Source organism: Aneurinibacillus tyrosinisolvens (genome assembly GCF_001015055.1).
Lineage (GTDB): Bacteria > Bacillota > Bacilli > Aneurinibacillales > Aneurinibacillaceae > Aneurinibacillus_A > Aneurinibacillus_A tyrosinisolvens.
In genome coordinates this window covers 64,161-90,348 of the sequence record NZ_BBWZ01000013.1, presented here as the reverse complement: position 1 = coordinate 90,348, position 26,188 = coordinate 64,161, and the positions used below count along the sequence as shown (strand labels likewise).

At 41.7% G+C, this 26,188-nt stretch carries 23 protein-coding genes and 2 pseudogenes; 14 read left to right on the top strand and 11 right to left on the bottom strand.

Annotated elements, in window-relative coordinates:
* The first annotated feature begins 188 nt into the window (after positions 1-188).
* The 3 genes from MBEAL2_RS33630 (at position 189) to MBEAL2_RS13880 (ending at position 2,433) form a co-directional block, all read left to right on the top strand.
* Positions 189-317: a hypothetical protein gene (locus MBEAL2_RS33630; protein ID WP_269082477.1), complete on the top strand. Its 129-nt coding sequence runs from the start codon at positions 189-191 to the stop codon at positions 315-317.
* 52 nt (positions 318-369) lie between these two features.
* Positions 370-582, top strand: coding sequence for a hypothetical protein (locus MBEAL2_RS13885; RefSeq protein WP_047152882.1), 213 nt, complete (start codon positions 370-372; stop codon positions 580-582).
* Between the two features lie 234 nt (positions 583-816).
* Positions 817-2,433: an ABC-F family ATP-binding cassette domain-containing protein gene (locus tag MBEAL2_RS13880; RefSeq protein WP_047152881.1), complete on the top strand. Its 1,617-nt coding sequence runs from the start codon at positions 817-819 to the stop codon at positions 2,431-2,433.
* A 248-nt stretch (positions 2,434-2,681) separates the two neighbouring features.
* Here the strand turns inward: MBEAL2_RS13880 and MBEAL2_RS13875 are convergent, their stop codons facing one another.
* A complete protein-coding gene (locus tag MBEAL2_RS13875) occupies positions 2,682-3,872 on the bottom strand; it encodes an MFS transporter (protein WP_047152880.1) in 1,191 nt (396 codons plus the stop codon).
* Between the two features lie 259 nt (positions 3,873-4,131).
* On the opposite strand from MBEAL2_RS13875, the gene MBEAL2_RS13870 reads away from it, so the two are divergent.
* Genes MBEAL2_RS13870 through MBEAL2_RS13860 form a run of 3 tightly spaced genes read left to right on the top strand, consistent with a single transcriptional unit; the run spans position 4,132 to position 6,001 of the window.
* The gene (locus MBEAL2_RS13870; protein WP_047152879.1) at positions 4,132-4,467 is read left to right on the top strand and encodes a MerR family transcriptional regulator; all 336 of its coding nucleotides are present in this window, start codon (positions 4,132-4,134) and stop codon (positions 4,465-4,467) included.
* A 35-nt stretch (positions 4,468-4,502) separates the two neighbouring features.
* Positions 4,503-5,150, top strand: a complete 648-nt coding sequence (gene kapD, locus MBEAL2_RS13865) for a 3'-5' exonuclease KapD (RefSeq protein ID WP_047152878.1) — start codon at positions 4,503-4,505, stop codon at positions 5,148-5,150.
* Between the two features lie 47 nt (positions 5,151-5,197).
* Positions 5,198-6,001: a Cof-type HAD-IIB family hydrolase gene (locus MBEAL2_RS13860; RefSeq protein WP_047152877.1), complete on the top strand. Its 804-nt coding sequence runs from the start codon at positions 5,198-5,200 to the stop codon at positions 5,999-6,001.
* A gap of 28 nt (positions 6,002-6,029) precedes the next feature.
* Here the strand turns inward: MBEAL2_RS13860 and MBEAL2_RS13855 are convergent, their stop codons facing one another.
* The 3 genes from MBEAL2_RS13855 to MBEAL2_RS13845 all read right to left on the bottom strand — a co-directional run bounded on the left by MBEAL2_RS13855 (position 6,030) and on the right by MBEAL2_RS13845 (position 7,718).
* Complete coding sequence (locus tag MBEAL2_RS13855; RefSeq protein WP_047152876.1) at positions 6,030-6,347, bottom strand: hypothetical protein; 318 nt, start codon at positions 6,345-6,347, stop codon at positions 6,030-6,032.
* Between the two features lie 230 nt (positions 6,348-6,577).
* Positions 6,578-6,919 (bottom strand): hypothetical protein, encoded by a 342-nt coding sequence (locus tag MBEAL2_RS13850; RefSeq protein ID WP_047152875.1) that lies wholly within the window; start codon positions 6,917-6,919, stop codon positions 6,578-6,580.
* Between the two features lie 121 nt (positions 6,920-7,040).
* Positions 7,041-7,718: a superoxide dismutase family protein gene (locus tag MBEAL2_RS13845; protein ID WP_047152874.1), complete on the bottom strand. Its 678-nt coding sequence runs from the start codon at positions 7,716-7,718 to the stop codon at positions 7,041-7,043.
* Positions 7,719-7,973: 255 nt separating this feature from the next.
* On the opposite strand from MBEAL2_RS13845, the gene MBEAL2_RS13840 reads away from it, so the two are divergent.
* The 3 genes from MBEAL2_RS13840 (at position 7,974) to MBEAL2_RS33985 (ending at position 11,572) form a co-directional block, all read left to right on the top strand.
* Positions 7,974-9,551 carry a COG4705 family protein gene (locus tag MBEAL2_RS13840; protein ID WP_047152873.1) on the top strand — a complete coding sequence of 526 codons (1,578 nt, stop codon included), beginning with the start codon at positions 7,974-7,976 and terminating at the stop codon, positions 9,549-9,551.
* Positions 9,552-10,382: 831 nt separating this feature from the next.
* Positions 10,383-10,754 (top strand): MerR family transcriptional regulator, encoded by a 372-nt coding sequence (locus tag MBEAL2_RS13835; protein ID WP_047152872.1) that lies wholly within the window; start codon positions 10,383-10,385, stop codon positions 10,752-10,754.
* A gap of 41 nt (positions 10,755-10,795) precedes the next feature.
* The gene (locus tag MBEAL2_RS33985; RefSeq protein WP_052947719.1) at positions 10,796-11,572 is read left to right on the top strand and encodes a carboxymuconolactone decarboxylase family protein; all 777 of its coding nucleotides are present in this window, start codon (positions 10,796-10,798) and stop codon (positions 11,570-11,572) included.
* A 188-nt stretch (positions 11,573-11,760) separates the two neighbouring features.
* Here MBEAL2_RS33985 and MBEAL2_RS13825 read toward each other — a convergent pair whose 3' ends face one another.
* The 3 genes from MBEAL2_RS13825 to MBEAL2_RS13815 form a co-directional block, all read right to left on the bottom strand.
* Positions 11,761-12,477 carry a threonine aldolase family protein gene (locus MBEAL2_RS13825; protein WP_052947718.1) on the bottom strand — a complete coding sequence of 239 codons (717 nt, stop codon included), beginning with the start codon at positions 12,475-12,477 and terminating at the stop codon, positions 11,761-11,763.
* Positions 12,478-12,669: 192 nt separating this feature from the next.
* Positions 12,670-13,365 (bottom strand): ribose-5-phosphate isomerase RpiA, encoded by a 696-nt coding sequence (gene rpiA, locus MBEAL2_RS13820; RefSeq protein ID WP_047152871.1) that lies wholly within the window; start codon positions 13,363-13,365, stop codon positions 12,670-12,672.
* Positions 13,366-13,917: 552 nt separating this feature from the next.
* Positions 13,918-15,243, bottom strand: a complete 1,326-nt coding sequence (locus tag MBEAL2_RS13815; RefSeq protein WP_047152870.1) for an IS1380 family transposase — start codon at positions 15,241-15,243, stop codon at positions 13,918-13,920.
* A gap of 147 nt (positions 15,244-15,390) precedes the next feature.
* On the opposite strand from MBEAL2_RS13815, the gene MBEAL2_RS13810 reads away from it, so the two are divergent.
* Genes MBEAL2_RS13810 through MBEAL2_RS13805 form a run of 3 tightly spaced genes read left to right on the top strand, consistent with a single transcriptional unit; the run spans position 15,391 to position 17,588 of the window.
* Positions 15,391-16,056, top strand: coding sequence for an IS607 family transposase (locus MBEAL2_RS13810; protein ID WP_047152869.1), 666 nt, complete (start codon positions 15,391-15,393; stop codon positions 16,054-16,056).
* Positions 16,022-16,423: a hypothetical protein gene (locus MBEAL2_RS29285; protein ID WP_052947717.1), complete on the top strand. Its 402-nt coding sequence runs from the start codon at positions 16,022-16,024 to the stop codon at positions 16,421-16,423. The genes MBEAL2_RS13810 and MBEAL2_RS29285 overlap by 35 nt, the downstream gene beginning before the upstream one ends.
* Positions 16,404-17,588 carry an IS200/IS605 family accessory protein TnpB-related protein gene (locus MBEAL2_RS13805; RefSeq protein WP_052947716.1) on the top strand — a complete coding sequence of 395 codons (1,185 nt, stop codon included), beginning with the start codon at positions 16,404-16,406 and terminating at the stop codon, positions 17,586-17,588. The genes MBEAL2_RS29285 and MBEAL2_RS13805 overlap by 20 nt, the downstream gene beginning before the upstream one ends.
* Positions 17,589-18,161: 573 nt before the next feature.
* On the opposite strand, the pseudogene MBEAL2_RS13800 reads toward MBEAL2_RS13805, so the two are convergent.
* Positions 18,162-19,007 (bottom strand): annotated as a pseudogene (locus MBEAL2_RS13800) (reverse transcriptase domain-containing protein); the annotation flags it as partial.
* An 86-nt stretch (positions 19,008-19,093) separates the two neighbouring features.
* On the opposite strand from MBEAL2_RS13800, the gene MBEAL2_RS13795 reads away from it, so the two are divergent.
* Positions 19,094-21,007, top strand: a complete 1,914-nt coding sequence (locus MBEAL2_RS13795) for a tyrosine-type recombinase/integrase (protein ID WP_047152868.1) — start codon at positions 19,094-19,096, stop codon at positions 21,005-21,007.
* Entirely contained in the window at positions 21,000-21,965 is a 966-nt protein-coding gene (gene xerA / locus MBEAL2_RS13790) for a site-specific tyrosine recombinase/integron integrase (RefSeq protein ID WP_052947715.1), read from the top strand. Before MBEAL2_RS13795 ends, xerA begins: the two co-directional genes overlap by 8 nt.
* An 88-nt stretch (positions 21,966-22,053) precedes the next feature.
* Here xerA and MBEAL2_RS13785 read toward each other — a convergent pair.
* The 3 genes and pseudogenes from MBEAL2_RS13785 to MBEAL2_RS13775 all read right to left on the bottom strand — a co-directional run.
* A pseudogene (locus tag MBEAL2_RS13785) lies at positions 22,054-22,479 on the bottom strand (reverse transcriptase domain-containing protein); the annotation flags it as partial.
* Between the two features lie 620 nt (positions 22,480-23,099).
* The gene (locus MBEAL2_RS13780) at positions 23,100-23,930 is read right to left on the bottom strand and encodes an STAS domain-containing protein (RefSeq protein ID WP_236692844.1); all 831 of its coding nucleotides are present in this window, start codon (positions 23,928-23,930) and stop codon (positions 23,100-23,102) included.
* A gap of 153 nt (positions 23,931-24,083) precedes the next feature.
* Positions 24,084-26,129, bottom strand: coding sequence for a molybdopterin-containing oxidoreductase family protein (locus MBEAL2_RS13775; RefSeq protein ID WP_047152867.1), 2,046 nt, complete (start codon positions 26,127-26,129; stop codon positions 24,084-24,086).
* Positions 26,130-26,188 lie beyond the last annotated feature (59 nt).

Genomic DNA, 26,188 nt, shown 5'->3' with positions numbered 1-26,188 from the left:
AATAAACGTAACGAAAACCGAATAAACAAGGGAAATAAGGATATAAATCAAGGAATTTGCTTGTTGAAAACGCTTCAACCTGCTGACTATAGTAGAGGTAACACTTCATAAGTGAAGTGCTCATCTGTCATCTGCGGGTGAAAATGGAAGCATAATAATCCTTTATTAATTTATTAGGAGGAATGGCTATGAAGGATGTATGCATCTATTGCGGTGAGGAACTTGTATTTTCGGAGCGAAGTCGCAGCTACTGCTGGATGTGCAGAGAAATGACGGAAGAGGCATACGGTGATGACGTTTACTATGACACTCATTAGGCCACACAAGTGAACCGGATAACGAAAACACAATCCTGGGAGGGCGATTTTAGTGAGTATGAAAGCAGGCCGTAGACGTAGAAAGGTAGAGAACATGCTGCGCAAGGAATTTAGAACCGTACGCAATCAGCCGGTGGAACAAATTCCTGACTACACGATGGAAATGGCCGACAGCACATGGTCCTCAAATAACGAACCAAAGCCTCTCTCTTTCTCTAAAGGATATGAAGAAAACCTATATGGAACCGCTATAAACCCATTCTGATTGGCGTAAATGATAGGACCAAAAACAAACAGCCGCCTGCCTGGCGGCTGTTTCTAATTAGCTTACTTTTACCCGAATGATGATGGTTTTCCCCCATAGCTTGCCTTAATGCTTGCCGTCCCCTTCTGTAAGGTGAAAAGCATTCATTTCTCACTTTCTTTATAATTGGAACATACATATGCTATAATTAGTGTTTGATGAACTGAAAATAGTAACAATAAAGGACGGTATCCTATGATTAGTACAAACGGCGTTACCCTGCGTTACGGGAAGAGAGCCCTGTTCACAGATGTAAATATAAAATTCACACCCGGCAATTGTTATGGGCTCATTGGAGCCAATGGTGCGGGGAAATCAACCTTTCTGAAAATCCTTTCCGGTGAAATTGAGCCAAACAACGGCGAAGTAAGCATTACACCTGGTGAGCGGCTGGCTGTTTTAAAGCAGAACCACTTTGAATTCGATGAATTTGAAGTTTTGAAAACCGTCATTATGGGTCACCGCAGACTCTACGAGATTATGGAAGAGAAAGATGCGCTGTATGCGAAACCGGATTTCTCCGATGAGGATGGAATCAAAGCGTCCGAGCTTGAAGGCGAGTTCGCTGAACTAAATGGCTGGCAGGCTGAGTCTGAGGCAGCGGAAATGCTGATGGGGCTTGGAATTTCAACAGATCTCCACGATAAAAAAATGAAGGAACTGGACGGAAGCGAAAAGGTGCGTGTGCTTTTGGCACAGGTTTTGTTCGGTAACCCTGACATTCTTTTGCTGGATGAACCGACGAACCACCTTGACCTGGAATCCATTAACTGGCTGGAAAATTTCCTGTACAACTATGAAAATACCGTTATCGTCGTATCGCACGATCGCCACTTCTTAAACAAAGTGTGCACACACATCGCGGATATTGATTTCGGAAAAATCCAGCTGTATGTCGGAAACTATGACTTCTGGTACGAGTCAAGCCAGCTGGCAGTAAAGCTTGCGAAAGACGCAAACAAGAAAAAAGAAGAGAAAATTAAAGAACTCGAAGCGTTTATTCGCCGCTTCAGTTCCAATGCATCGAAGGCAAAACAGGCAACTTCACGTAAGAAGCAGCTCGATAAGCTTACATTGGACGATATTAAACCGTCATCCAGGAAGTATCCGTACATTAACTTTAAGCCGGAAAGAGAAGCCGGGAAAGATATCTTAACGGTAGACGGTATCAACAAAACAATCGACGGTGTGGAAGTGCTGAAAAACATCAGCTTTACGGTCAATAAAGGCGATAAAATCGCGCTTGTCGGACAGGATGAACTTGCGAAGACCACTCTGTTTCAAATTCTCATGGGTGAAATGGAAGCCGACAGCGGGGAATTCTCATGGGGTGTTACCACTTCCCAGGCTTACTTCCCGAAAGACAACTCCACGTATTTTGAAGGCGTGGATTTAAACCTGGTTGATTGGCTTCGCCAGTATTCACATGATCAGGATGAAACCTTCGTGCGCGGTTTCCTTGGACGTATGCTGTTCTCCGGCGAGGAAGCATTGAAAAAAGCGAGTGTGCTTTCCGGAGGAGAAAAGGTGCGCTGCATGCTTTCACGTATGATGCTGAAAAGCGCCAACGTGCTGATGCTGGATGAGCCAACAAACCACCTTGATTTGGAGTCCATCACTGCGCTCAATAACGGCCTGATTGAATTTGACGGATCGATGCTGTTCGTTTCGCATGACCACCAATTTGTTCAAACCGTTGCCAACCGCGTGATCGAGATTACGCCGAACGGTTTGATTGATAAGCAAATGGAGTACGATGATTACCTGGCGAATGAAGACATTCGAAGCCAGCGTGAAAAAATGTATGCGTAAGTAGCAAAGATCGAATAAATCAAAAGCCGATTATTTCTTTTGTTCAGGAAATAATCGGCTTTTCCAGTTTAAACGGTGCCTTAGATTAAAAGCCAGCTGTCATGCAGCCATTTTTCAGTTATACGCCCGTTGTTCCATATCCTTCCAGGAGCATCAGTAATGGTAAAACTGCTGTTAAGGCGCTTTTGTACTCCTGCCCTTCCATTACATCGTTCTCTTGTATAACGTTCTCCATGTTGTCCACCTCGTTATTTTGGTTTTCTTATTAGAAATGAAAATAAAAAGCCGATACCTAATGAAATGGATAAACTCTCAAATGTTAGTGTATAGCTGCCTGTTTTCAAGAAACACAACGTAATGATAGGCCCAAGTGTCGCTCCTATGAACAGGATAAATGTATATAAAGATACAGCGATGCCTCGAGATTCCACTGCTAACTCACCAACCAAGGAAATGAGCGCAGGGACAGTAATAGAGATGCCGGCAACAAACAGAACACTCATAAAAATAAGCAAAGCAAGACTTGAACTAACTCCAACTATACATAGACCAAGCACGGATGAGACCAATCCCGCCTGTAATACTGTCTTCGTTCCAAGCTTTTTTACGAAATGACCCACAAATGGAGACAGACACATCCCAAAAATACCTGCCGCCCGAACTAAAAGAATCTGACTGCTGCTTAAATCAAAAGGTGATTGGCTTAGGTAACTTCCAAGCGCCGTATACATGCCAACAAAGGAAAGCAAAAGAGTGGCCGCAATAAAATAACAAACAAGCAGGGATTTCCGAGACAGGATCGCACCCATTTGCTTGAGCGCAAGGACAACGCTAATATGTTCTTGCCTCTCCCCTCTTGGAAGGAGCCATCCTACTAAGAAAGAAGAGAGAAAATAAGCGCCGGCCAGAAAGCTAAAAACATAAGGCCACCCTAAGTTCTGGCTTACCCAACTGCTCAGTACCTGGCCTGCAATACCTGACATCAAAAACCCGCTGCTAACGAACCCGATGGCTGTGACCCTTCTTTCCGCCGGATAGATCTCAACAATATAAGCGAGCACTGCGGGCGCAAACGTTGCGGCCGCTATCCCTTGAATCGCCCGGAGGGCAACGAGCCAGGAAAAGTCAGTAACGAATGCCAGGAGAGGTGAGACGATAAAGAGAGCAACTAATCCCCAAAACATCATTTGTTTCCGTCCATAACGGTCAGATAAAGGACCAAAGAATAAAAAGCTTGTCGCATAGGTGAATGAAAAAGCACTGCTGCTCCACGCGGCCTGAGCAGTAGTAATTTCGAACTCTTTCACAAAAATCGAAACCATCGGTATTGTGACATATAGGCTCGAAACAACAGCAAAACCACACCATATAAGGATAATCGTTATTAAATTATAATTTGTTACTGTTGCTTCCCTACCTCTTTTTGCAGTTAACTCCATTGCGGTATGCTCCCTTCCTCAACCAAGTTCAATTCAATCCTTATTCCGTTTAACCCACTGCTTTTTTTGTTCCTCGCTGAATCCTTCCCAACAATCAATGTTAATAATTGGCATACAATCATCTCCTTTTCGGATTTGTAGATATTACGCATTTATTGTAACAAATCTACAATTAATGTCAATATGTTATCCGCGAATTGTAAATAGTATTCATATGTCGTAAAATAGTGTCATTAAAGTCCAGGCAGAAGGTGAGATTATGGATAAAAATGAGCAAGCAGAAAATATTTTGCTAGACTTTGATTTGCTCAGCAAACTTGTTGTTGGAATTGGAGAAGTATCGAATATTACGGGCGTTCCACAAAGACAGATTCGATATTGGGAGGAAAAAGGGATTATTCAGCCTGTTAAAGAAGGAGAAGGTACAACAAGAAAATATGATTATTTAAACATTAAGAAAATCCTCCTCATAAAAGAGCTTTTGGAGGATGGCTTTACTCTTGATGCAGCAGCTAAAAAGGTACAGGAACGCATGAAATCAATAAACGAAGTGTTCAAAAAGTTATCCAACGATTCAAATCAAAATCGTGAATAAATGGCGGTAAGAGGCAGAAAGAAGCGGGGAGAAAAATGGAAAACCAGTTTATTTTTATTGATTTTGAGTTCACGACGTTTGAACGCAATGAAGCTCCAAAAGGTTTTTTTCACGAAGTCATCGAGATTGGCATGGCTGCCATGCGGGAAGATACAATCATGAATACATACTCTTCCCTGGTTGCTCCCGTATTCTTTCCTGAACTTGGAGAGAAGTGCATGAGTTTAACAGGAATCACGCAAAATGATGTAATAGAAGGAATTAAATTCACACAAATGATCGACGTTTTGCTTGCATGGTACATACCGGGCCAGACTACGCTTGTCACCTGGGGCGATTTAGATATTAAAGGGCTTCGCCGCAACTGCCGTGAGCATAAAGTTAAGTTTCCCTTCTCTGTTATGCTCGACGATTGGCTTGATTTGTCTAAAGCGTATCAGGCTCACTACGGGCATAGAAATACACCGGGGCTCTGGTATGCCCTGCAAACATACGGGCTAACCGAAGGAGCGCAGTCACACCGGGCTCTTGAAGACGCCTTAGCAACGTATAAAGTATTACAGCGCATGCTTGAGGACGAATGGGTATATACGCCGCCACAGAAAGTTTCCATGCAGACATCGATCGCTGATTTAATGGGGCACTCTGACTTACTGCAGAAATTAAAAGAGCAATTAGTGTAGGCTTACCTCTTCTACATATCTATTTACATATAAGGAGCTGGACTTTCATGTATCGAATGATTGCCATCGATTTAGACGACACCCTGCTTACAGACGATTTAACGATTACTCCCGGTACAATAAAGGCAATTCGACAGGCGATGGATGCGGGGGTTGTGGTTACGGTTGCAACCGGCAGAATGTTCCCATCTGCCGTCCCCTTTGCTTCCCAGCTCGGCATTAACGTGCCGCTCATTACGTACCAGGGAGCTTTGATCAAGGATATCGAAGGAAAAGAAACATTGTATGAGCGCCTTGTTTCCCCAGAAATTTCGCGCCGTTTAATCGAACTTGCCAGGAGGAAAAACATCCACCTTCAAGTGTACCAGGATGATACTTTATATTCGGCGGTAGACAATGACAAGATTCAGGAGTATGCAAAATTCGCCGGTGTGCCCTATAAAATCGAGCCGGACCTTGAAAAGCTGAGTGAACGGGGATTTATTAAGCTGCTTCATTTCGAGGACCCTGAAGTTCTTGATGTTCTTGCGGAAGAATTGGCGCAGGAATTCAAAGAGGAAGCGCATATTACGAAGTCTAAATCCTACTTCCTGGAAGTAATGCACCCCGAAGCAAATAAAGGAAAGGCGGTCCTTTTTCTCGCCGAACGGCTCGGCATTGAGCCGGCCGAAATTATCGGAATCGGGGACAGCTACAATGATCTCGATTTGCTTGAGGCGGCAGGCCTTGGGGTGGCGATGGGAAATGCACCTGATGCCATAAAGGAGCGGGCTGACTATGTCACTCTTTCCAATAATGAAGAAGGAGTCCGCCACGTGATTGAGAAATTTATTTTGAATAAAAATAGGTAAAATAAAAACCGGGATTGCTCCCGGTTTTTCATTGCGCTATGTATTCCAACTCAAATTCTTCAGGCTGTTTGGCTGGCACCCTTGGCCGGTTTTTCTGCGGCTCTCCCCTTTTTCCTTTTTTGATAAAAAATCGCAGCGAATATACGCCCTGCGCGGCAAAGAACGCCCATAAAAGCTGGGGAACAGCAATATGGAAGTAGAGATTGCAAAAAATTGCGTACGCAGAAAACGCAAGCAGCACGAAATATAAAGACCCTACTTCACACGCGGCACATGCCTTATAAAACAAAGCTAAAACAAAAAAAGAAATAATAAAGCCAATGAAAAAAGAAAAAAACGCAGCCATCTCTCTCGTCTCCATATCCTGACAAAGTCTCTGTTTTTCTCGGTAGATAAAGAACTACTCGTTTAGGACAAATTAGCGAATCAAACGGAAAAGTGTTGTATACCTATAATCTATACTAACATATTTCGACAAAAAAGGGACTTTGAGCTTATCTTACATGAGTCTTTAGTCGTGATAAATAAAAAAGGAAGGCATCCCTGCAAACGCCATCCTTATTCCATCATTCTGCACTATGTTTCTTGTCCATTCTTGCGTACCATCTCCGCATACCACTTAAGCACAGCAGGTGACGCGGGAACTTCTTCATACCTTAACCCGTCTTTTCCGGTCACTCCCTCAGAAAACCCTTCTTCCAGCAGCAGTAAATCTCTGCTTTGTGCCGCTCTGATACCCATAACACCATGTCCGAAATAATACTCGACAATATAATTTCCGGATTCCAAGTCAGATGTACTTTCATCTGGAAAGCTTTCAACCAGTGTATCAAATGTGTTTGGATCGTTGTTTTGTACGTCCAGTGATGTGCAGTAGAAGCGGTGTCCATCGATTTTTTGTAAAATATCCGATGCCATTTCGATTTCCTCCTCAGCGAGTATCGTCACTCGATTATATGTTACCCCGCGCGAGGGGAAATATAATCACGATTTTTCCATTTCGCCACCAGAAAAGAAAATATTATTTTACTAATCCCTGCTAGTCAGGGATTATGCCGCCTGCAATTCGATCTCCGGAATTCCCCGACGGGTCTGTTTTCCCGTCGTCTGCTTTTGCGTGGATAATCATTGATTTGCCGAGAAGAGAGTTAGGGGTGCCTTTTTTCAGCGTTGCATTATGAACTGTAATCTCTGCTGTTACTGTGCCGTCTTCCTTTACCTCAAGGTTTTCCATGTCCCCCATATGGTGTCCGTCAGGATTCTCAAGTCCGTGCTTCTTCCCTTCCGGATTGAAGTGTCCCCCTGCGGTTTTAAAATCCGCGCCTGTGAACGCTTTTTCATGGATATGGAATCCATGTTTTCCAGCTGTAAGATGTGAAGCTTTGAGGTTAATTTGTACTCCATTCTGCTCTTCGGTAAGCGTAGCGGAACCGATTTTCTTTCCGTTCGCATCCACAATCTCAACCTGGGGTTTGCCTATCGAAACAGCAGATGTGCTTTTGTTCCAGTAGATAGACTGTCCAAGCCACCCCGAAACTTCTTTTGCAGATACGTAGGTCCTTCCATTATGTATGATTGTTTGGCCACCAGATGATACCCTTTCCACTCCGTTAACAAAAAATTTAATCGGTACCGTATTAACGTTGATGGAAGCGGCATACACCATTCCACTGGATAAAATGGCCCCGACTAAAACCCCGGCCGCAAATTTTTTCATGTGATACCTCCCGTTCCTTTAGTGAGCTAGACTTTACAAATCAGCTCGTACTTCAGTTATGAATACCCAATAGTGAAGGCCATCAAACATGATGAACAGGCTATGTAAATTCCCTTTCGTCTTTCTCATCCTTTTTTAATGTTATTTTAATCTCACTATAATGTTTTTTTTAAAAAAAGCATGTATCTTTATATAGAACGAGGTAAAACGAAAAATTAATTTGTGGGAAACCACCGTAAAGAAAGGAAAAAATATATGGAATCCAACCAAAACAAATTGAAAATTTTACTTAGCAAAGTACCAGAAGTTACTATTTTCTTCTGGATAATCAAGATTTTATGCACAACTGTCGGTGAAACATTTGCTGATTTCCTAAATTTCAGTCTTGGATATGGTTTAACTGTCACTACAATAATTATGGGAATCGCGTTTTTCATCGTATTGTTTCTTCAATTCAGAGCAACTAAATATGTTCCAGGCATTTATTGGCTAACGGTTGTTCTTATAAGCGTATTTGGAACGTTGGTAACTGATAATTTGACAGACAGTATGGGAGTACCTCTTGAGCTTAGTACAGTAGTTTTCTCCGTGCTGCTAGGATTAACTTTTCTTTTTTGGTATCTTAGTGAAAAAACACTCTCGGTACACTCGATTCATACAAGAAAAAGAGAAGTTTTCTATTGGCTTACCATTCTTTTCACATTTGCGCTTGGAACAGCAGTCGGCGATTTATATTCCGAACAACTTGGTTTTGGTTATCTTAACACAGGAATAGCAGTCGTTATTATAATAGCTTGCGTATTTTTGGCATGGAAATTTTTGAAACTTGATGGAATATTAGCGTTTTGGATTGCGTATATTCTTACTCGTCCACTCGGAGCATCATTAGGAGATTACCTATCTCAAACAAAAATTAATGGCGGGTTAGGTTTTGGGACAACAGTTACGAGTGTAATTTTTCTTATAGCTATTTTAGCGATAATCGTTTTTCTTGCTGTTACAAAATTTGATACAACGGCAAAAAGCGAAACAGCAGAAACAAACCAAGCAAATGGAAACAAGAAAAATGTTTTGGCGCAAACCATTGTGGTACTGTGTATTTTCTTAGTTGTTGGTATAGGTGGTTATGTTCGATTAAGCAATAATATAGTATCACAAACCGATTCTTCGCAAGCTACATCAGCTTCTTCACAAGCTACATTAGCTGGACAATTAACAGATTTTATTAAAATCGAAAATAATATGTTGAAAAATGTAAACTCAAATAATTTTGCTTCAGCGAAACAAGGCGCTGACGAGTTGGAACATCAATGGGACACATCGGAACCTAAACTAAGAAAAATTGACGGCACAACATGGACCCAAATTGATGGAACTATTGACGCTGTATTGGCAGCAGTTCGTTCAGGAAACCCTGATGCCAGCCAGTGCAAATCCGTACTTAACAATTCGCTTAGTGTAATAAACGGAGTAAATAAATCAGCAGCGCAAACCGATTCTCCACAAACTACATTAGCTGGAAAATCGCAAACCGTTTCCTCACAAAATAAATTAGCTGGACAATTAACAGATTTTGTTAAAATCGAAAATGATATGTTAAAAAATGTAAACTCAAATAATTTTGCTTCAGCGAAACAAGGCGCTGACGAGTTGGAACATGAATGGGATACATCGGAGCCTAAACTAAGAAAAATTGACGGCACAACATGGACCCAAATTGATGGAACTATTGACGTTGTATTAGCAGCAGCTCGTTCAGGAAACCCTGATGCCAACAAGTGCAAATCTGCACTTAACAATTCGCTTAGTATCTTAAACGGAGCAAATAAATAAAAATGAAAAACGGTCGTCTGAAAAAAGACGACCGTTTTCACTTGATTATGTTAATATCTGACTTCGCAAAACTGCCCGTTAGCCATCCATGCAGCGCAAATGCTGCACCACAGACTATGAAAATTTGGTTTTTGTGTTCATACTGATAGTACGGCTGGCGAGGAAGGTCGATGAACTATGGTGCCATAGAGCCCAACCGTTAGTCTAACTCCAGCGACCACGGTGCATCACAGACTGTCGTTCCCTTACGGGAAACACTCATGGGAGATTAATCCTACTCTGGTTGCTGCACCAGCCTCCAGTAATGATAAGCCGTAGAAAGGGTGTTTTTCCATGGAAGTCCTCATTGAACGAGCATGCGGGATGGATATTCACAAAGTTTCAAAAATTATACCAAAGGTATTGGTAGCAAGCTTAAAAAAGCTCTTTCTAAGGGGTTCATTGTTTTTGTAGTCATTCATAAATTTAAGTTCCTGCATTTATAATCCCCTCCCTTTTTTATCCCGCTCTCTAAATGTTCTAGAGAGAAGCATTTATCTCCTCTGTTTTCCAACTTCTCTTGAAATTTTAAAAAAACGATTTATTCCACTAAATTGCCCTTTAGCGGAGTAAAAGAAAGTAGCTGCCGAAGCAGCACTGTTAAGCAATCGATTCTCGTTAGCTCAATATATCCATTTTGGAAAATAGCAAGAAAAGTCCGCGTCACGTACGTGTTCTAACCCTCATGCACCCATGTAAGCTGACGTCACCTCCAAAAATAGTCTTTTATGTATAAAAATTACTCAAAAAAGTGCTTGCCTTCGAGCGCGCTCTAACGTGTAAACTATTGACATGGAACAAGAATTTACGATTCAACAAGTCGCAAAAATTACTAATCTTACTGTTCACACTCTACGTTATTATGAGCGGATTGGATTACTTCCTACTGTAACCCGTACATCAAACGGCTATCGGCAATATTCTACCGTCGATATTGAATGGATTAGGTTCCTAACTAGACTCCGTGACACCGGGATGCCAATCCGTAGAATGCAGCAGTTCGCTGATTTACGACATAGAGGTAGTGAAACAATTTCTGAACGTCGGGCGTTGCTTCAAGAACATTGGGATGAAGTAAACAAGCACATTCTTGAACTACAGAAAAACGTAAAGGCGATTGAGGACAAAATCAATTACTACTGTGAAATGGAGGTCAAGGAGTAATTCTGTAACAGATAACAACACAAAAGACATGGAGGAAAACAATGAACACAAACTTTGAAACTGGTGAAGCATTGCTAAACGAATTTTATGAAGATGGAATTAAAGGAATTATTGATGGACTTAACAGCATATCTCCCCATATAGGAAGATACATCATTGAATCTTATGGGCAATATTTCAGTAATCCTATTTTAAATCACCAACAAAGAGAAATAATAACACTTGCTACGCTCATTTCATTAGGTGATTGTGCTCCTCAGTTAAAATGGCATACAAACTTTAGCCTTAACATTGGTATCACACCAAACGAGATTATTGAAATCATGACCCACTGTATCCCTTTTAGTGGATTCCCTCGGTCCCTAAATGCAGTAAATTGTGCCAAGCAAGTCTTTGCTGATCGGGGTTTAGTAGTTAAAATTACCGATGAACTTAAAAATGAATCATCGAAAATTGAAAAAGGCGTGACTAAGATGGAGGAAATCGAAGGGGAGCACGGACACGCAGTTTTAGAATCGTTAGATAGTATAGCACCAAAACTAGGTGAGAATATCATCGGCTTTACCTTCGGTGAGATTTACTGTCGTACCGCATTAGATTTGAAGCAACGGCAATTAGTCACGCTCGGTTCATTAACAGCACAAGGTGATTGTGCTCCACAATTGAACGTACATATCAATACAGCTTTTAATGTTGGATTGACTAAGGAAGAAATTATCGAAGCATTACTTCAATGTGCGTTGTATGTCGGGTTCCCTAAAGTTTTGAACGCTATTAGCGTACTAAAAAAAATCACAGCAGAAAAACATCATCGGTAAACGTAGTAAAAAACCATCGGTCTACCTTAACGATGGTTTTTTGTAACTGTTTTATCTAGCTCGATTACGTTTTGGAGTAAGAATATCCTTATTATCAAAGAGTACGGGCGAAACGTATTAACGTTTTATCGATATCATTTGCTGAAATGTCTTTATGTGTAACGAATCGGAGTGTATCCATACCGAATTCAGATACCAGAATCCCTTCTCTTTTTAAATCTTAGATTATTCTTCGCATTTTCATGGTCCTCAGCCAATCGCTCCACCATGGTAGTAAGTGCAACAAGCCCTGGAGCGGCAATGATTCCTGCCTGTGGCATTGCGCCTCCAAGTCTCTTGCGCCATAAGCGTGCCCTCCTGACAAACTCGTATGATCCTGCCACAATTGCACCAACTGGAGCACCCAAACTTTTGCATAAACAAATTTGTACAGCATCGGTATAGCGTGCATATTCATGTACGGGAATCGATGTCGAGACAACAGCATTCATCAGCCTTGCTCCATCAAGATGAACAGCCACACCCGCACGTTTTGCAATCGTGTACAATTCCATCATATTTTTTAAAGGAACGATGGTGCCACCAGCCCGGTTGTGTGTGTTTTCTATGCAAAGAAGACTTGTCTGCATTGACTCATCAGGATGTCTGATTACTGCATTCACTGTTTTCGGCTCCATGACACCCCCAGCGCTAGGAAGTGAACGAGTCTGCATACCACCGATGATGGCATGGGATATAACAAGTAGAGCAGACTCTTTTCCTAACAACTCAGCTGCCGTTTCCTCCAAGCGATTAACCGAGGGATCTTCACCGAAAACATCATCACCCACTTCAGCGCAATACATGGCTTTACGCATTTCATTTGTCGGTCGTGTTCCAGCATCCGTTCGATAATCAATATACATAATTCACCTCACTAATCATTGGTAACAATACCGTTACTACAGCAGATGATGTTACATATAATTTCTGTTTTAAATGCCTGATTAAAACATTTGTACTAATGACTTCATATTTATGCATTCCTATAACCCGACTTATTTTTATACATTAATTAGTATATTAATTCATTGTATACTTTTCGATTACAATCGACTTTATTGCCTACAATCGAGTTTGTTGCCTTCCGACAAGTTCAATACTTCAGCTGAATCCTCGTTGCCGATTATAACCGTATCCACCATATTTAAAAACAAACCGTGTTCGACGATACCTGTCATTCCATTTAAGAAATTTTCTAATTGGTTAGGCTTCTCAATCCTCTTCATATGTAAATCAATGATAAAATGATGGCTATCTGTCATAAAAGGCTTATTGCCTTTTATTCTGAGGATAGGGTTCAGTCCTTCCTTGCGTAACCATGCTAAGACATGCTGATAGCCGAACGGGACGACTTCAATTGGCAGCGGAAAACCACCCAGCTGTTGAACCATCTTTGACGAATCCACTACCCAGATGATTTGGTCAGAAGCATTGGCTACAATCTTCTCAAAAAGCAAGGCTCCGCCCCCGCCTTTAATCCCATTGAAATGAGCATCAATTTCGTCTGCGCCATCAATTGTTAGGTCAATTCTTTCCACTTCATTCATTGAAATTAACGGTATTCCAAGGGAATTAGCAAGCTGTGTGGTGGAGGTTGACGTTGATACGGCTTTTATTTCTAATCCTTCACTTACTCTTTCGCTTAGCTTTTTTATGGTGAAGTAAACGGTAGAACCTGTTCCTAACCCCACCACCGTCTTATTTTCAATGAACTCGGCAGCTTTTTCCCCTGCAAGTTGTTTTTCATTCATTCTTAAATCTCCTTCATACTTACAAGTAATAGTGTCCCTCTCTCATTATTCCATTTAAAACAAAAACCATGTTTTATTTAAGCCGCTTCCTAAAATCTCCTATGCAACACACAAAAAATATTATGGAGTAAAACTAACTATCTGTGGGGTTTAATCGTTATAATGGAATGAATAGACATAGAGGGAATTAACAAAGGGGATGGACATCATTGACATATTCCAGGAAGCGTTAGACGAACTCGAAGAGGGTTTTTTCAGTTTTGTTTATAAGTATACATATATTGACAAACATATACAAAGTGATATGTTTAAAATATGGAAAATAAATTATCCTGAATTATTCATAGTGTAGTAATTACACACCGATAGGGTGATGGAATGGAAATATTCGTAAAGTAAGTGAGCTACTTTTCATGATTAAAAACGATAAGCGATTTTAAGATGAGTTTTTGGCTCAAACATTTTACAATTTAAACCAATTTTAATCAAAAAGGGTACACTTATCCCTCATTCAAGAAGAAAGATTTTTCAACCCTCTTTTGCAGTTTACTTTTATAGGAAACCCGGGAGTTGCTGTATCTTATGTATCGTTTTCCAAAAGGCTTGTTGATATAAACAACTGCTACACAGTTTGAAAATGGTGTACCTCCCAGTGTTCACGATTTTTCCTGCAATTTTAATCAACTTTGTACGAAGGGTTTCTATACGATTGGTTTTCAATTTCTTTGGTAAACAGAGTCGGCGAAACCAATTATGAAAGTTGTAAGCCAAAATTGCCAATTGGAATTTGCAGGCATTGATATAGAAATCAGAACTATTCATATGATCGAAGGCGAAGCCGTATTTCCCTTCTTTAATAAAATTTTCCATTGTCCCACGGTTTTGATAAAACATAACGATGTTTTTGGGGGATAGTTTAAGATTTGTAACAATAAACGTGTAAATAGAGAAAAGTTCACCTTCCGGCTTCTCTATTTTGACAACCACGCGTCTGGGCTGGTTCCATCTTGCAGCTTGATACAGAAACTCTTTGTAAAATACTTTTCGCTCCGTTGTATTGAGATCATATTGCTCTCTTAACGTTTCTTCGATTTCTTGTGCTTTCGCCTTCAAACGAGCATTGGCTTTCAAACGAATCACATAATTCACTCCATGTGTTTCGGCCAACTCATAAAGTTCAGGTACTGCGAAGCCACTATCTGCTCGAATGCAGATGGTGGCACCAGGGCATTTTTTCTTGAATCTTTTGATCTCTGGGCCGACAAATCGTACGACTTGTCGAGAGGTATAAACGTTTCCGGAACGAAGTTCCCCTTTTATGCAATCACCCGTTAGGCCATCGAACATGAAAAGAGGATGATAGCCATTCGTTTGGTAATGTGAATTGAAAGCAGCACCATGTTGTTGTCCATATGTCGCAAAATTGGATGAATCCAGATCCCAAACAAATGAATCTGCTGGCTGTATTTTATGGATAATACGATCCAAAAGGATACGATTAATCGATTGCAGTTGTTTCATTGCCTCTTTATCGAACTTTTGATTGAGTCTAGAAAGGGTAGGCTGAGACGCCAAACGTTCTTTTTCTAAAATCGTTGTAAATACAGGCTCATTCTTTAGTTCGTCCGCATGATCATCCGTATGATAGCCAACCAAATGCTGATAGATTTTTTGAATCATTACATCTTCATTTGTATGTGTGTGATGAGAAACCGGATCTTTGATTTTTAACATCTGACGAATCGTTTGGCTAAATCCAATTTTTTCATCAAATTCTTTATATAAAAGCAATCCGGCATCCGAGGTTAGGTTTCCACCTTCAAAATTAATTTTAATCCTTTTGTTGTAGTCCATGGATTTTTCCGTTACACTCTTCATAAGGAGACCCCCTTGGTTTGTTGTTTGGTCGTACTTATAACAATACCAAAGATGGGTCTCTTTTTGTTGTTTCCCCGATTAGGTGAAGTGAAAAATGTTGCTAATATATCGTGTTACCAAGGATCATGAGACCTTCGGTCTCGCTATATGAATAATTCAGGATTATATACATTATCAAAAGCGTGTGACATGTTAGGTGTGTCAACGAAAACACTTCAACGTTGGGATGTAGCTGGAAAAATAAAAATGATACGAACACCTGGAGGTAGAAGAAGAGTTCCTGCTTCAGAAGTTGAACGGTTAATGGGCGAAATATCATCTCAAAATGAAAAACACATCGCTGTTTATGCACGAGTTTCGTCTGCTGAACAAAAGAAAAAAGGAGATTTGGATCGTCAGGTTCATATTTTGTTGGAGAAAGCAAAAGCGGAAAATCCGACTTCTCTTGTTAGCATCACAGATGTAGGATCAGGCTTAAACGATCAACGAAAAGGAATTCAAAAGCTAATGAAAATCGCCAAAGACGGAGAAATTACGGATGTTTTTGTTTTGTACAAAGATAGATTAACACGTTTTGGCTTTCATTATTTAGAAACCTATTTTTCTAGTCATGGTGTTTCCGTTCATGTACTTCACGAACAAACAGAGGAAAAAACAACACAACAAGAACTGGCAGAGGATTTGTTAGCCGTTGTCACAAGTTTTTCAGGAAAATTATATGGATTACAAAGTCATAAAAATCAATTATTAAAAGATAAAGTGAAAGGAGTGTTAGAGGATGTTGCAAACGTACCAAACGAAAGTGAAGAATGAAATCGTAGTGCGAAATGAAGACGGAACGTCTTCTTCTTTATACGATTATTTCTCTGTATTTGGTGCGTTTTTTGGTCATGTCGAACGAAGACTATTTGTTGCATTGTATGTCCATAACGCTTCGCTCACATCGACAAAAAGCAAATTTATTTCAAAATATCAAATCACCGCAAGGCAGTTCAATTCCATTCAGATGCACCTTAAAGGGAAAGTGAAGGCAACGAAAGAATCGCTTGAATATGCCATAGAGATAACAGAGTTAAAAAATCAAAGAAGTGCAACAATCGATAGAGAAAAAAAGAACAACAAAAAAACAAAAGTACATAAAAAAACTCATATTGCTGTCTATGAAAGATGTACAATTTGAAAAAACAGTTAAAAAATATCGGAACATTAAACATTTCATTCACCAAAAAAAGCGAAAACTTCGAAATTTAGAACATAAGCTTGCTAATTATATAAAAAGAAAAGAACGGAACGTTCCCTCCCTCTGTTTTGGTTCAAGAAAACTTTTTCATAAGCAGTTTCATCTAGAAGACAACGGTTGGAAAAGTCATGCAGAATGGAAACGGGATTGGGACCATGCTCGTTCTTCACAATTCACTGTCGTTGGTTCAAAAGACGAGACATATGGCAATCAATCTTGTACGTATGATAAAGAAAACAACCTTCGGTTGCGTGTGGCGTATCAATTCGAAAAAGAATATGGAGAATATCTTACGCTTGAAAATGTAATGTTTCCGTACGGACAAAAAGAATTGGACGAAGCACGTGAAATTTATATCGGAGAAACAAGCGGGGGAAACCCAAAAAAATACGTGAAAAGTTCTATTTCGTATCGCTTTGTCCGTAAGGACAAAGGATGGTACATTCTAGCAACCACAGAAAAAGAAATCCCTTCGACAGCCACTTCGAAATTGGGTGGTGTCATCGCCGTTGATTTGAATGCGGGTTTCTTATCCGTGGTAGATATTGACCGATTCGGAAATCCACTGAAAGAATGGTTCATTCCTGTTCGTATGTACAATGTATCACAAGAACAGGCAAAGGCGTCCCTTGGGGACGCAATCAAGCAGGTTGTAGAATATGCGAGGGACAAAGGAAAGCATATTGTTTACGAAAAACTATCCTTTGCCAAAAAGAAGGCATCGTTAGGAGAGCAAAGCAAAAAATACGGACGGATGCTTTCGGGGTTTGCGTACACTGCATTTAAAGACATACTCCTTGCGAAGGCAAAAAAAGAAGGAATCGGCACATGGCATGTCAATCCTGCTTATACATCGCAAATTGGTCATATGAAATTTATGAAACGATACGGTTTTTCCTCACATGGGTCTGCGGCTCTTGTTATTGGTCGCCGTGGATTGGGTTTGAAAATCGAAAAACCGAAAGGTTTTACCGTCCTTCCTTTGCCAAAGACATGGAACAAAAACAAAAAACGATACAGCCAATGGGCATCCATTACCAAAAGTATAAAAAAACAACTTTCGTTTAATGAAAAAATTCAACTGCTTCAAGCTGATTTTATTTAAAAAACAAAAAACGGATAGAGCAACGCTTTGTGTTCGCCTGTAAGGATGAACATGACCACGTACTCTATCTTTTCGAAATCATTTACTGTTTTATCTGGCGAAGCTAACAGCTTATACAGGGCGGGGTTGTTAAGCCCTATCCTTCATCACTTTCGTGACGCTGTGATCTGTCCGTTGAAATGTAAAAAGGTCGAAAGACGTTTTTGTATGGATGGTGGGTTTTGTATTCAAGGCGTGATTCCTTGACGCAATCCGCAGGAAGCACTGTTCGTCCTGCGTCCAAATGGATTTATTCATTTGAAGAAGGCATGTCATTTATTGTACACAAATGTCTATGTTTTTAGGAACGGTATTTACATTCTTGATACTCATTTAAGAATTAAATTTATCAATAAAGCAGGGGAAAATACGATCGCTTCATGAAAGTTCAAACGAAAGTTTTAAGGGAAAATGGTCAAAAGAACAACAGAAGCGATAAGGCTTCTTTTTTTGCTCTTATAATCGAGTAGGAGGGGGTGATGAACCCCCGACCTCTCACACCACCGTACGTACCGTTCGGTATACGGCGGTTCATTATGTACTCCGTAAGGAGTTATATCGTTCTGCCAGACTTTTAAGCTGATACGATTCGAAGAATCGATTGTTCAAGGGTCTGTGCAGGACAGGGCTTTTCGAGATACGCCAATATCCCTTGCGGGAATTTCCCCATTCGTAGGCTTTTCCTTTAGGCACGCCTAAAGCGATGAGCCTTTTTACTTTTGTTCGGGGAAGTTTCCATTGTTTCCATAAGCACATTCGCAGCCGTCTGCGAGTCCATTCATCAAGTTGTTTGAAAACACTTGGCGTATCTGCCAGCGCAAAGTATCCCAGCCATCCTGTCAAATACTCATTCAGTTCCTCGATTCTATCACCAAGAAAAACTGGCCTTTTCCGAGATGTGATTTGACGGATTTTCTGTTTGACCCGCTGTAGCGATTGGGAAGCGATACGGACTTTCGGTTTGAGATGAAAAGTAAAGCTAAAGCCCAGAAACTTTCGTTTCCACGGACGGTCTACCGCACTCTTTTCTTGATTCACTTTCAATTTCAACGTTTCTTCAATAAAGGTGGTAACCGATGCTTTTACCCGTTCCCCCGCTTTGCTGGTACGAACGTAAATATTACAATCGTCTGCATAGCGGACAAATTTATGTCCTCGCTTCTCCAATTCCTTATCCAGTTCATCCAGCACAATGTTGGATAAAAGTGGACTTAAGGGGCCACCTTGCGGTGTGCCTTCCTCTGAATCTCTAACGACTCCGTTTACCATGACGCCCGATTGAAGAAAGCGACGAATCAATAGGAGAAGGGTTTTATCCTCTACTTTCTCCGCTACTTTCCTCATTAAGCGGTCATGGTTCACTTTGTCGAAGAACTTCTCTTTAGCGATATAAGATAGAACCATAGGATCAGCCCTACACAAGATCGTAAGATCTTGTAAACTAACTATGGAGAGGTGTACATCTTATGGAATCTATCATTGAAGATTATCGAGAATATCAAACCATTATTCGAGGATATACGCCAAAAGTGGTGAAAGCTACTTGGCGGGAACTTAAAAAGCTAGTCCAATATCTAGAGAACTTATCCATCGATTTTCAAAATGTTGATCTCATTCACTTGGAAAACTACTGTATTGAACGCACAGAAGGCAAATCTCATGGATATCAAAATTTAATCATTGGTCAGATTCGTTCTTTCTTCACTTACTTAGTGCAACAAGAAATACGTTCAGAAAATCCTGCTCGTCATCTAAGGTATACGAATCTAGATCCTTATCAATCCTTACCTGAAATCGCTTCATTAGAAGAGATTCAAGATTGCCTTAAGGAATTAAAAAGGCAAATCGACAGTTGTTTAAGCCGACGTCAATTCGACCCTATCCGAAAGCGTAATCTAGCCTTATTTGCTCTTTTGTATGCCTCCGGCATTCGAGCTGGAGAAGCAGCAAACTTACAGATCAGAGATGTTCTATGGGAAGAACAAGTTCTCATCATTCAAGAAGGAAAAGGGCGAAAAGAACGGCGAGTTCCTGTTGTTAATGAGATATTAGAATTACTTCAGATTTATTTAGCTACGCGTAATGATCTTGAACCTAACTCGCCCTTATTCTTAACCTGGCGGAAAGAAGCGATGGACAATAACTTAATAGGTGTTACCTTTAGGAAGTATCATGAGATGTGGGGAAAACCCCTTCGCCCCCATCAACTTCGTCACACATGCGCTACTCATCTCTATCAACAAGGAGGCAATATCGTACAGATAAAAGATTGGTTAGGCCATAAGCGACTTACAACAACCCTTCATTATACTCGGATTCAAAACCCAGAGATAGCTGCAACACTTGAGTCACACCCTATCAACGAGATGTCTTGTCCATCAAAACCCAAGTTGGAAATCGTTAACGTATCCAGCCAAAATAAACCCTTACGTCGAAAATATACGATGACTCCCGTAGCCGAACCACTTACAGGGAAATTAGCCGAACAAATTCAAGAATTTCTTCGGATTGCAGAAGATATGAACAAATATTCAAATGCTACGTTAAAGGAATTTCGTTTCAGTCTTATTCGACTTGCCGTAGGCTGTCCTCATTGTCTAGAGAAGGGCATTAAGGTCTTATGTGGCACAGACATCATTCGCTGGCTGAGTGCTCGTAGACAAGCCGGAATCTCTCCATGTACGATAGACAAAAATCTATCCCACCTTCGCTCGTTTATGGCTTACGCCATAGACCGTGGCTGGAGAACTGATAATCCGATGGAGGTCCTTAAAATGGTACCCAAACAGTCAAAAGAACAAAGCTATTTAACAGAAGAAGAAATGCAACGTATACTTTCTGCACCTGATCGCTCAACTAGCGAAGGTTTTATGGACTTTATTACTCTTTTGGTACTCTATGCAACAGGGCTCCGTGTCGGAGAACTGAGTGCTTTAAACATCGAAGATGTGGACCTAAAAGAAGGCTGGATTCATGTACGAGAAGGAAAATCGCGTGATCGTCAAATAGCTATTCCTAAAGCCGCTATTAACGACTTAAAACAGTATATTGGGCTCTATCGCAAAGCCAAATCTGGCCCCTTCCTATTGAATCAAAAAGGAACTCGTATTAAACCATGGACCATAACAAGGCGTATACGAAAATATTCCGAAGCTGCTCATATTGAAAAACCTGTTAGCCCTCATACCATTCGTCATACTTTCACGGCTCATCTTATCCAACGAGGTGGAAGAGTAGAAGTTATAGCTAAAGCACTTGGACATAAGACGTTAAAAGAAACCACCCCTTATGCTCACGCCGATTTCGAGGATATAAAAAAAGCCGTTAGCCTGCTTCGTAGAAATATTCCACCCGTGTCAGGAGAGAAAAAGCATGAATAATGAAGCCATCCTTAGAGAATTTCTCGACTATACTCAATTTGTTCGAGGTTGTCGTCCTAAAACCGCCGATGCCTACGCCATCGATATGAAAGTTTGGCAAGCCTTTTGTATGAATGACTACCCACAAATGGACAATCCCTCCAAAGCTAAAATGGTTGTGGATTATATCCGCTACCTTCGTGTTGACCGTAAGAATGGTTCTTCTGCTGTGCAACGTAAATTGGCCACACTTTCGGCATTTATCGACTATCTCATTCTTATGGAGATAATAAGTCCTAAACAAGATGAACGAAAAAAATGGCCGAAACTTCTCGATACACCGGAACGACTTCCAGTCGTCTTAGAAAACAAAGAAATTCAACAGATACTCACCCAACCAGACACCACAACTATTTTAGGCCGCCGTGACCGGGCAATCCTTACTTTGATCTACTCAGTTGGACTACGAGTAAGTGAAATCTGCTCCCTCCAGCTACGTAATGTCCATTGGGAAGAGAAACGAATCCTTATTCAAGGAAAGGGGGGACGGGAGCGATATGTACCACTGGACTCAATCGTTGAAGACGTCATTAAGGAATACCTCACTTCGAGAACTAGCACGATTTCTGAGCTCTTTGTCAGCAAAAAGGGAGGTGCGCTAACTTCTCGAGCTATTCAGTTTATGGTTAAGAAATATGCGGCAAGAGCTGGTATCGATAAGAAAGTCACTCCCCATAAATTGCGACACACATGCGCTACTCACCTTTTGCAAGAAGGCGCTCATTTAGTGGCCATTCAAAAATTATTAGGCCATAAGAGCCTAAATACGACTCAAATTTATCTACACATCACCATTAAAGACTTAAAACAACTTTCTCAACGCCATCCGATGCGTAAAATGCGTACTGTCATAGGCTTATCCGGTAAACCAGTCACTTGTTTTCAAGCACCTTACGGTGCCCGAACGGGTACGCAATAAAAAATTCTGAAATACTGCGATTTAACTAGAAAAACATAGATAATAATCGTTATTTAACTTAAATGGGCAAGGTTCACTCTAAATTAATATCGCTAAACTTCTCAAGGTCCATATCAACGACCCATCGGTATCCCTGCTGGATATAATGCTTTGCTTTCCGCACAGCGTCATGTCCCCGCCTGGAAGGGCGAAAGCCATAACTATGTTCCGAAAAACCAGGGTCAAACAGAGGGTTCAATACTTGTGCGATTGCCTGTTGAATGAATCGGTCGGTCACGGTAGGGATACCTAACAGCCTCACTCCACCGTTCGGTTTCGGGATTTCGACCCGACGGACTGGGCTGGGCTGATAGGTGCCCATCTCAATAGAGCGGCGGATGTCATGCCAGTGTTCCTTAATATGTTCTCGTAGGAATTTTACGGACATACCGTCCACGCCATGGCTTCCTTTATTCCGTTCCACTCGCTTTAAGGCAAGTAAAAGATTATCCCGTGACAGCAATTGTTCTATCATAACGTATGCTCCTTGCGTGAATGAAAGGGTCAATTTGTGCCGAAGGCACACTCCGCCCTTCTGAAGTTCCCGGTGGATTCACCACGTCCTCCTTCAGATAAGTCCCATTGGATTGTCTGCCTTCATCGCGTGTCTTCGAACGCCTTGTCTTTCATTCTCCATAATGTTCAGCCCTTCCATGGGTTGTCGTCACATCCCATGTACTATGGCTTCTGCTGACTTCTGTCTGTTCAACTTATCCTCACGGATAAGGTTACCAAGTGTACTCGGCGTGCCAGACAGACCTCCCCGGGTAAGAGCATTATCTTCCCCTCCACCTATCTGCCTCATTTACTTTCATTCGCCTTTGGCAGTAAGGGCTTTATCTTGTTGTGCAGACTCACCCAACGAATGCTAGCCTTCTATGAGGTTCGTGTTCCTCAGACCGGAGGTTTGCCGCCGGCTTCCTTCAGATTCGACCTCACGGTCGACACCCTTGCCTTAAGCTAATAGCTACTACTGCCTTCACTATTCGGGACTTCAACCCTATAGATAATGCCCATGCCGGGCGCACACATAAAAAATCACTATTCTGCAGTAGAATAGTGATTTCTATTTTAACCATTTTTATTATCTTAATTTCACTTCATGTCTTCTAGTGCTTGCTGAACATTTGCATAGGTTTTAATGGATGAAAAATCCATTCCGCTTTTAACAACAGTTTGAGCTAATTCAGGTCTGATACCTGTTGCAATTGTATCGATTCCCAACAAGCGAAGAACATCGTGAATTTTAAAAATATGATTTGCAACTGCTGTATCAATAACTAGGATGCCGGAAAAATCAATGATTATGGATTTAACCTTTAACTCTGCAATTCTTGGGACAGTGTTTTCCAACAGATATTTCGCTCTGTTCGTATCAATCGAACCGATTAAGGGAAGGACAGCAAGTCCATCTTGAAGAGGTACAATAGGTGCTGATAGTATATTCACTTCTTCCTGTGTTTCTTTGATCATTTTATCTTTAAGGCGTTCAAATGCCAAGATAGTTTCATTAATACTTATATCCAATATATAGCCAATCCGTTTGAGAACAAAAGCGACTTCCTCTGCAGAAAGTCCGTATTCCAGGCTTATTTTTGTAATATGTTCGACAAAGATAACTCGAATAGTGGGATAAAGAACAACCACATCTGAAATTCTTCCCCTTAAAGAAGCTTCATGTTCTCCCACCCTTTTGCTCCATGAGATAAGATCTTCCGGTATTTCTTCTTCATTGAAAGTAAGAGATTCTCCTAAGAACGTCATAAATTCAGTATAGATAACAATTCCCTGGTCTACTTCTTCTTTAGGGAATTCCTGTTCCAGTTTGTTAATAATATCTTGAACTATTTCAATAGCCAGCGATTCTGCCTTTTCGATCAGGTGGTTAGAAACACCTAAATAAGAACTATTTGAAATGAAATTCAATGTTTCCACGCTCCCACTTTTTTAATACTTAAATTATATCCTAAAAGACTAAATTAAAGTTAAAAAGAAGAATATGGATAAAAGATATATCCATCATCACAGAAAAAGCCCCTACTAAGTAAGGGCTTAAAGCACTCCAAAATCAATGTTTATTCACGCCAGCCTTTCCACCTCAACCCTTGCGGAAAAGAACGTAGCGCCTCCTCCCATATCAGAAAGACGGCTCGGGGTTAGACTATTCACAAGCTGTTTCGTTCCCGTTGTGTTAGACCACAACCCCTGCGTCACTGTAACACCTGGAAGCACATTATCACCGACAAACACCGTTAACTCGCACTCTCCTCTGTCGTTGTACACACGTACCTTCTCTCCGTGCACAACACCACGGGCATTGGCGTCATCAGGATGCATATAGATGCGCGGGAGCTTTTCAAGTGCAGCATGCTTTTCATTATTCGAAAACGTTGAGTTTAAAAAGTTATGGTTGGGAGCCGAAACAAATAGCAGTGGATACGTCTCCTTCTCTTTTATCGGGACATAAACCGGAAGCGGCGAATAGCCCGCCTTCTCCATTTGTTTCGAATAAAGCTCGATTTTTCCGCTTGGCGTCGGCAGCGAACCGGCGAAGAACGCGCGGCTGTCACCCTGGATTCGTACAAACTGGTTCTCAACCAGGGTTTCAAAGTCAATTCCTTTAATAAAAGGGTTTTGCGGATAATTCAGCAATTGGCGAATCATCTCTTCATCCGAGTCCCGCAGCGGCGCTTCATCAAACCCCATCGCGCTCGCCAGCAGGCGGAATACTTCGGTATTTGACTTACTTTCTCCATATCGTTCAATGACAGGCTGCTGCAGCTGCATATAGAAATGCCAGTATGATGTATATAAATCCAGATTTTCAAACGAAGACGAAGCGGGCAGCACAATATCCGCATACTTCGCCGTTTCCGTAAGGAATAAATCGTGCACAACCGTAAATAAATCCTCCCGGGCAAGCCCTTGCCGCACTTTCTCTCCTTCCGGCGCTACGACGGCCGGGTTGCAATTGTACACAAAGAGGGAATAAACCGGGGGGTCTAACTCAAGCAGCGCCTCGCCCAGTTGGTTCATATTCACACGCCGTGTCCGCTGTGGCTGAAGGTCAGGCCTTTCGAGGGCATAAGAATTCATTGCCGCATAGCCGCTATTCCCTTTAATGGCACCTCCTCCTTTAACACCCCACTGGCCGGTGAGAGCGGGCAAACAGGAAACGGCCCGGATAAACATGCCGCCGTTATCATGGTGCTGCGGCCCGTTGCCGATCCGGATAAAGGCGGGTGAGGTTGTGCCGTACATGCGGGCCAGCTTATAAATATCTTCTACAGGAACTTTTGTAACGTCTGAAACAGTTGCGGGGTCATAGGACTGAACATGGCTGCGCAGCTCCTCATACCCTACTGTATTCTCCCGAAGGAACGCTTCATCCACAAGCTTTTCGGCAAACAGTATATGCATGATACCAAGGGCCAGTGCGGCATCGGTGCCCGGAAGGACAGGGATAAACCAGTCCGCCCAGCGGCCTGTCTGGTTTTTATGGACATCAATTACGATGACTTTTGCCCCGTTTTTCCGTGCTTTCTCCGCCAGCATGACCTGGTGCATATTCGTGCTTACCGCGTTGCAGCCCCAGAAAATAAGCAGCTTAGACTCAACGGTTTCCTCCGGATTGATTCCAAAGCTTCCGCCCATCGTATAGCCGTATCCAACCGTCCCGGCCGCCTGGCATATCGTCCTGTCCAGCCTTGTAGCACCGAGGCGGTGGAAGAATCGCCGATCCATCCCTTCCGCGTTCAGGCTGCCCATGTTTCCATAGAAACTGTAGGGCAGGATGCTTTCTGCCCCGTGCGAATCAATGAGACGGCGCCAGTTAGAAGCAATCGTCTCGATCGCTTCTTCCCAGCTAATCCGTGCAAATTTACCTTCTCCTTTGGCGCCCACCCTTTTCATTGGATATTGCAGGCGAGCCGGATCGTAAATCCTTGCCGGCATGTTCCGCACTTTGTTGCATATAGCGCCCTGTGTGACCGGGTGGGTCGGGTCGCCCTCTATTTTTACTATTTTTCCGTCTTTTTTGTGGACAAGCAGACTGCACATGTCCGGACAATCAAGCGAGCAGACGGACGGAAACACTCCATCCTTTTCATTTACATACGCATTCAACCGGATTCACCTCTGCACTCTCTGTATAAAGAAAACTTGGCTAGCGCCAAGCCGCAGGC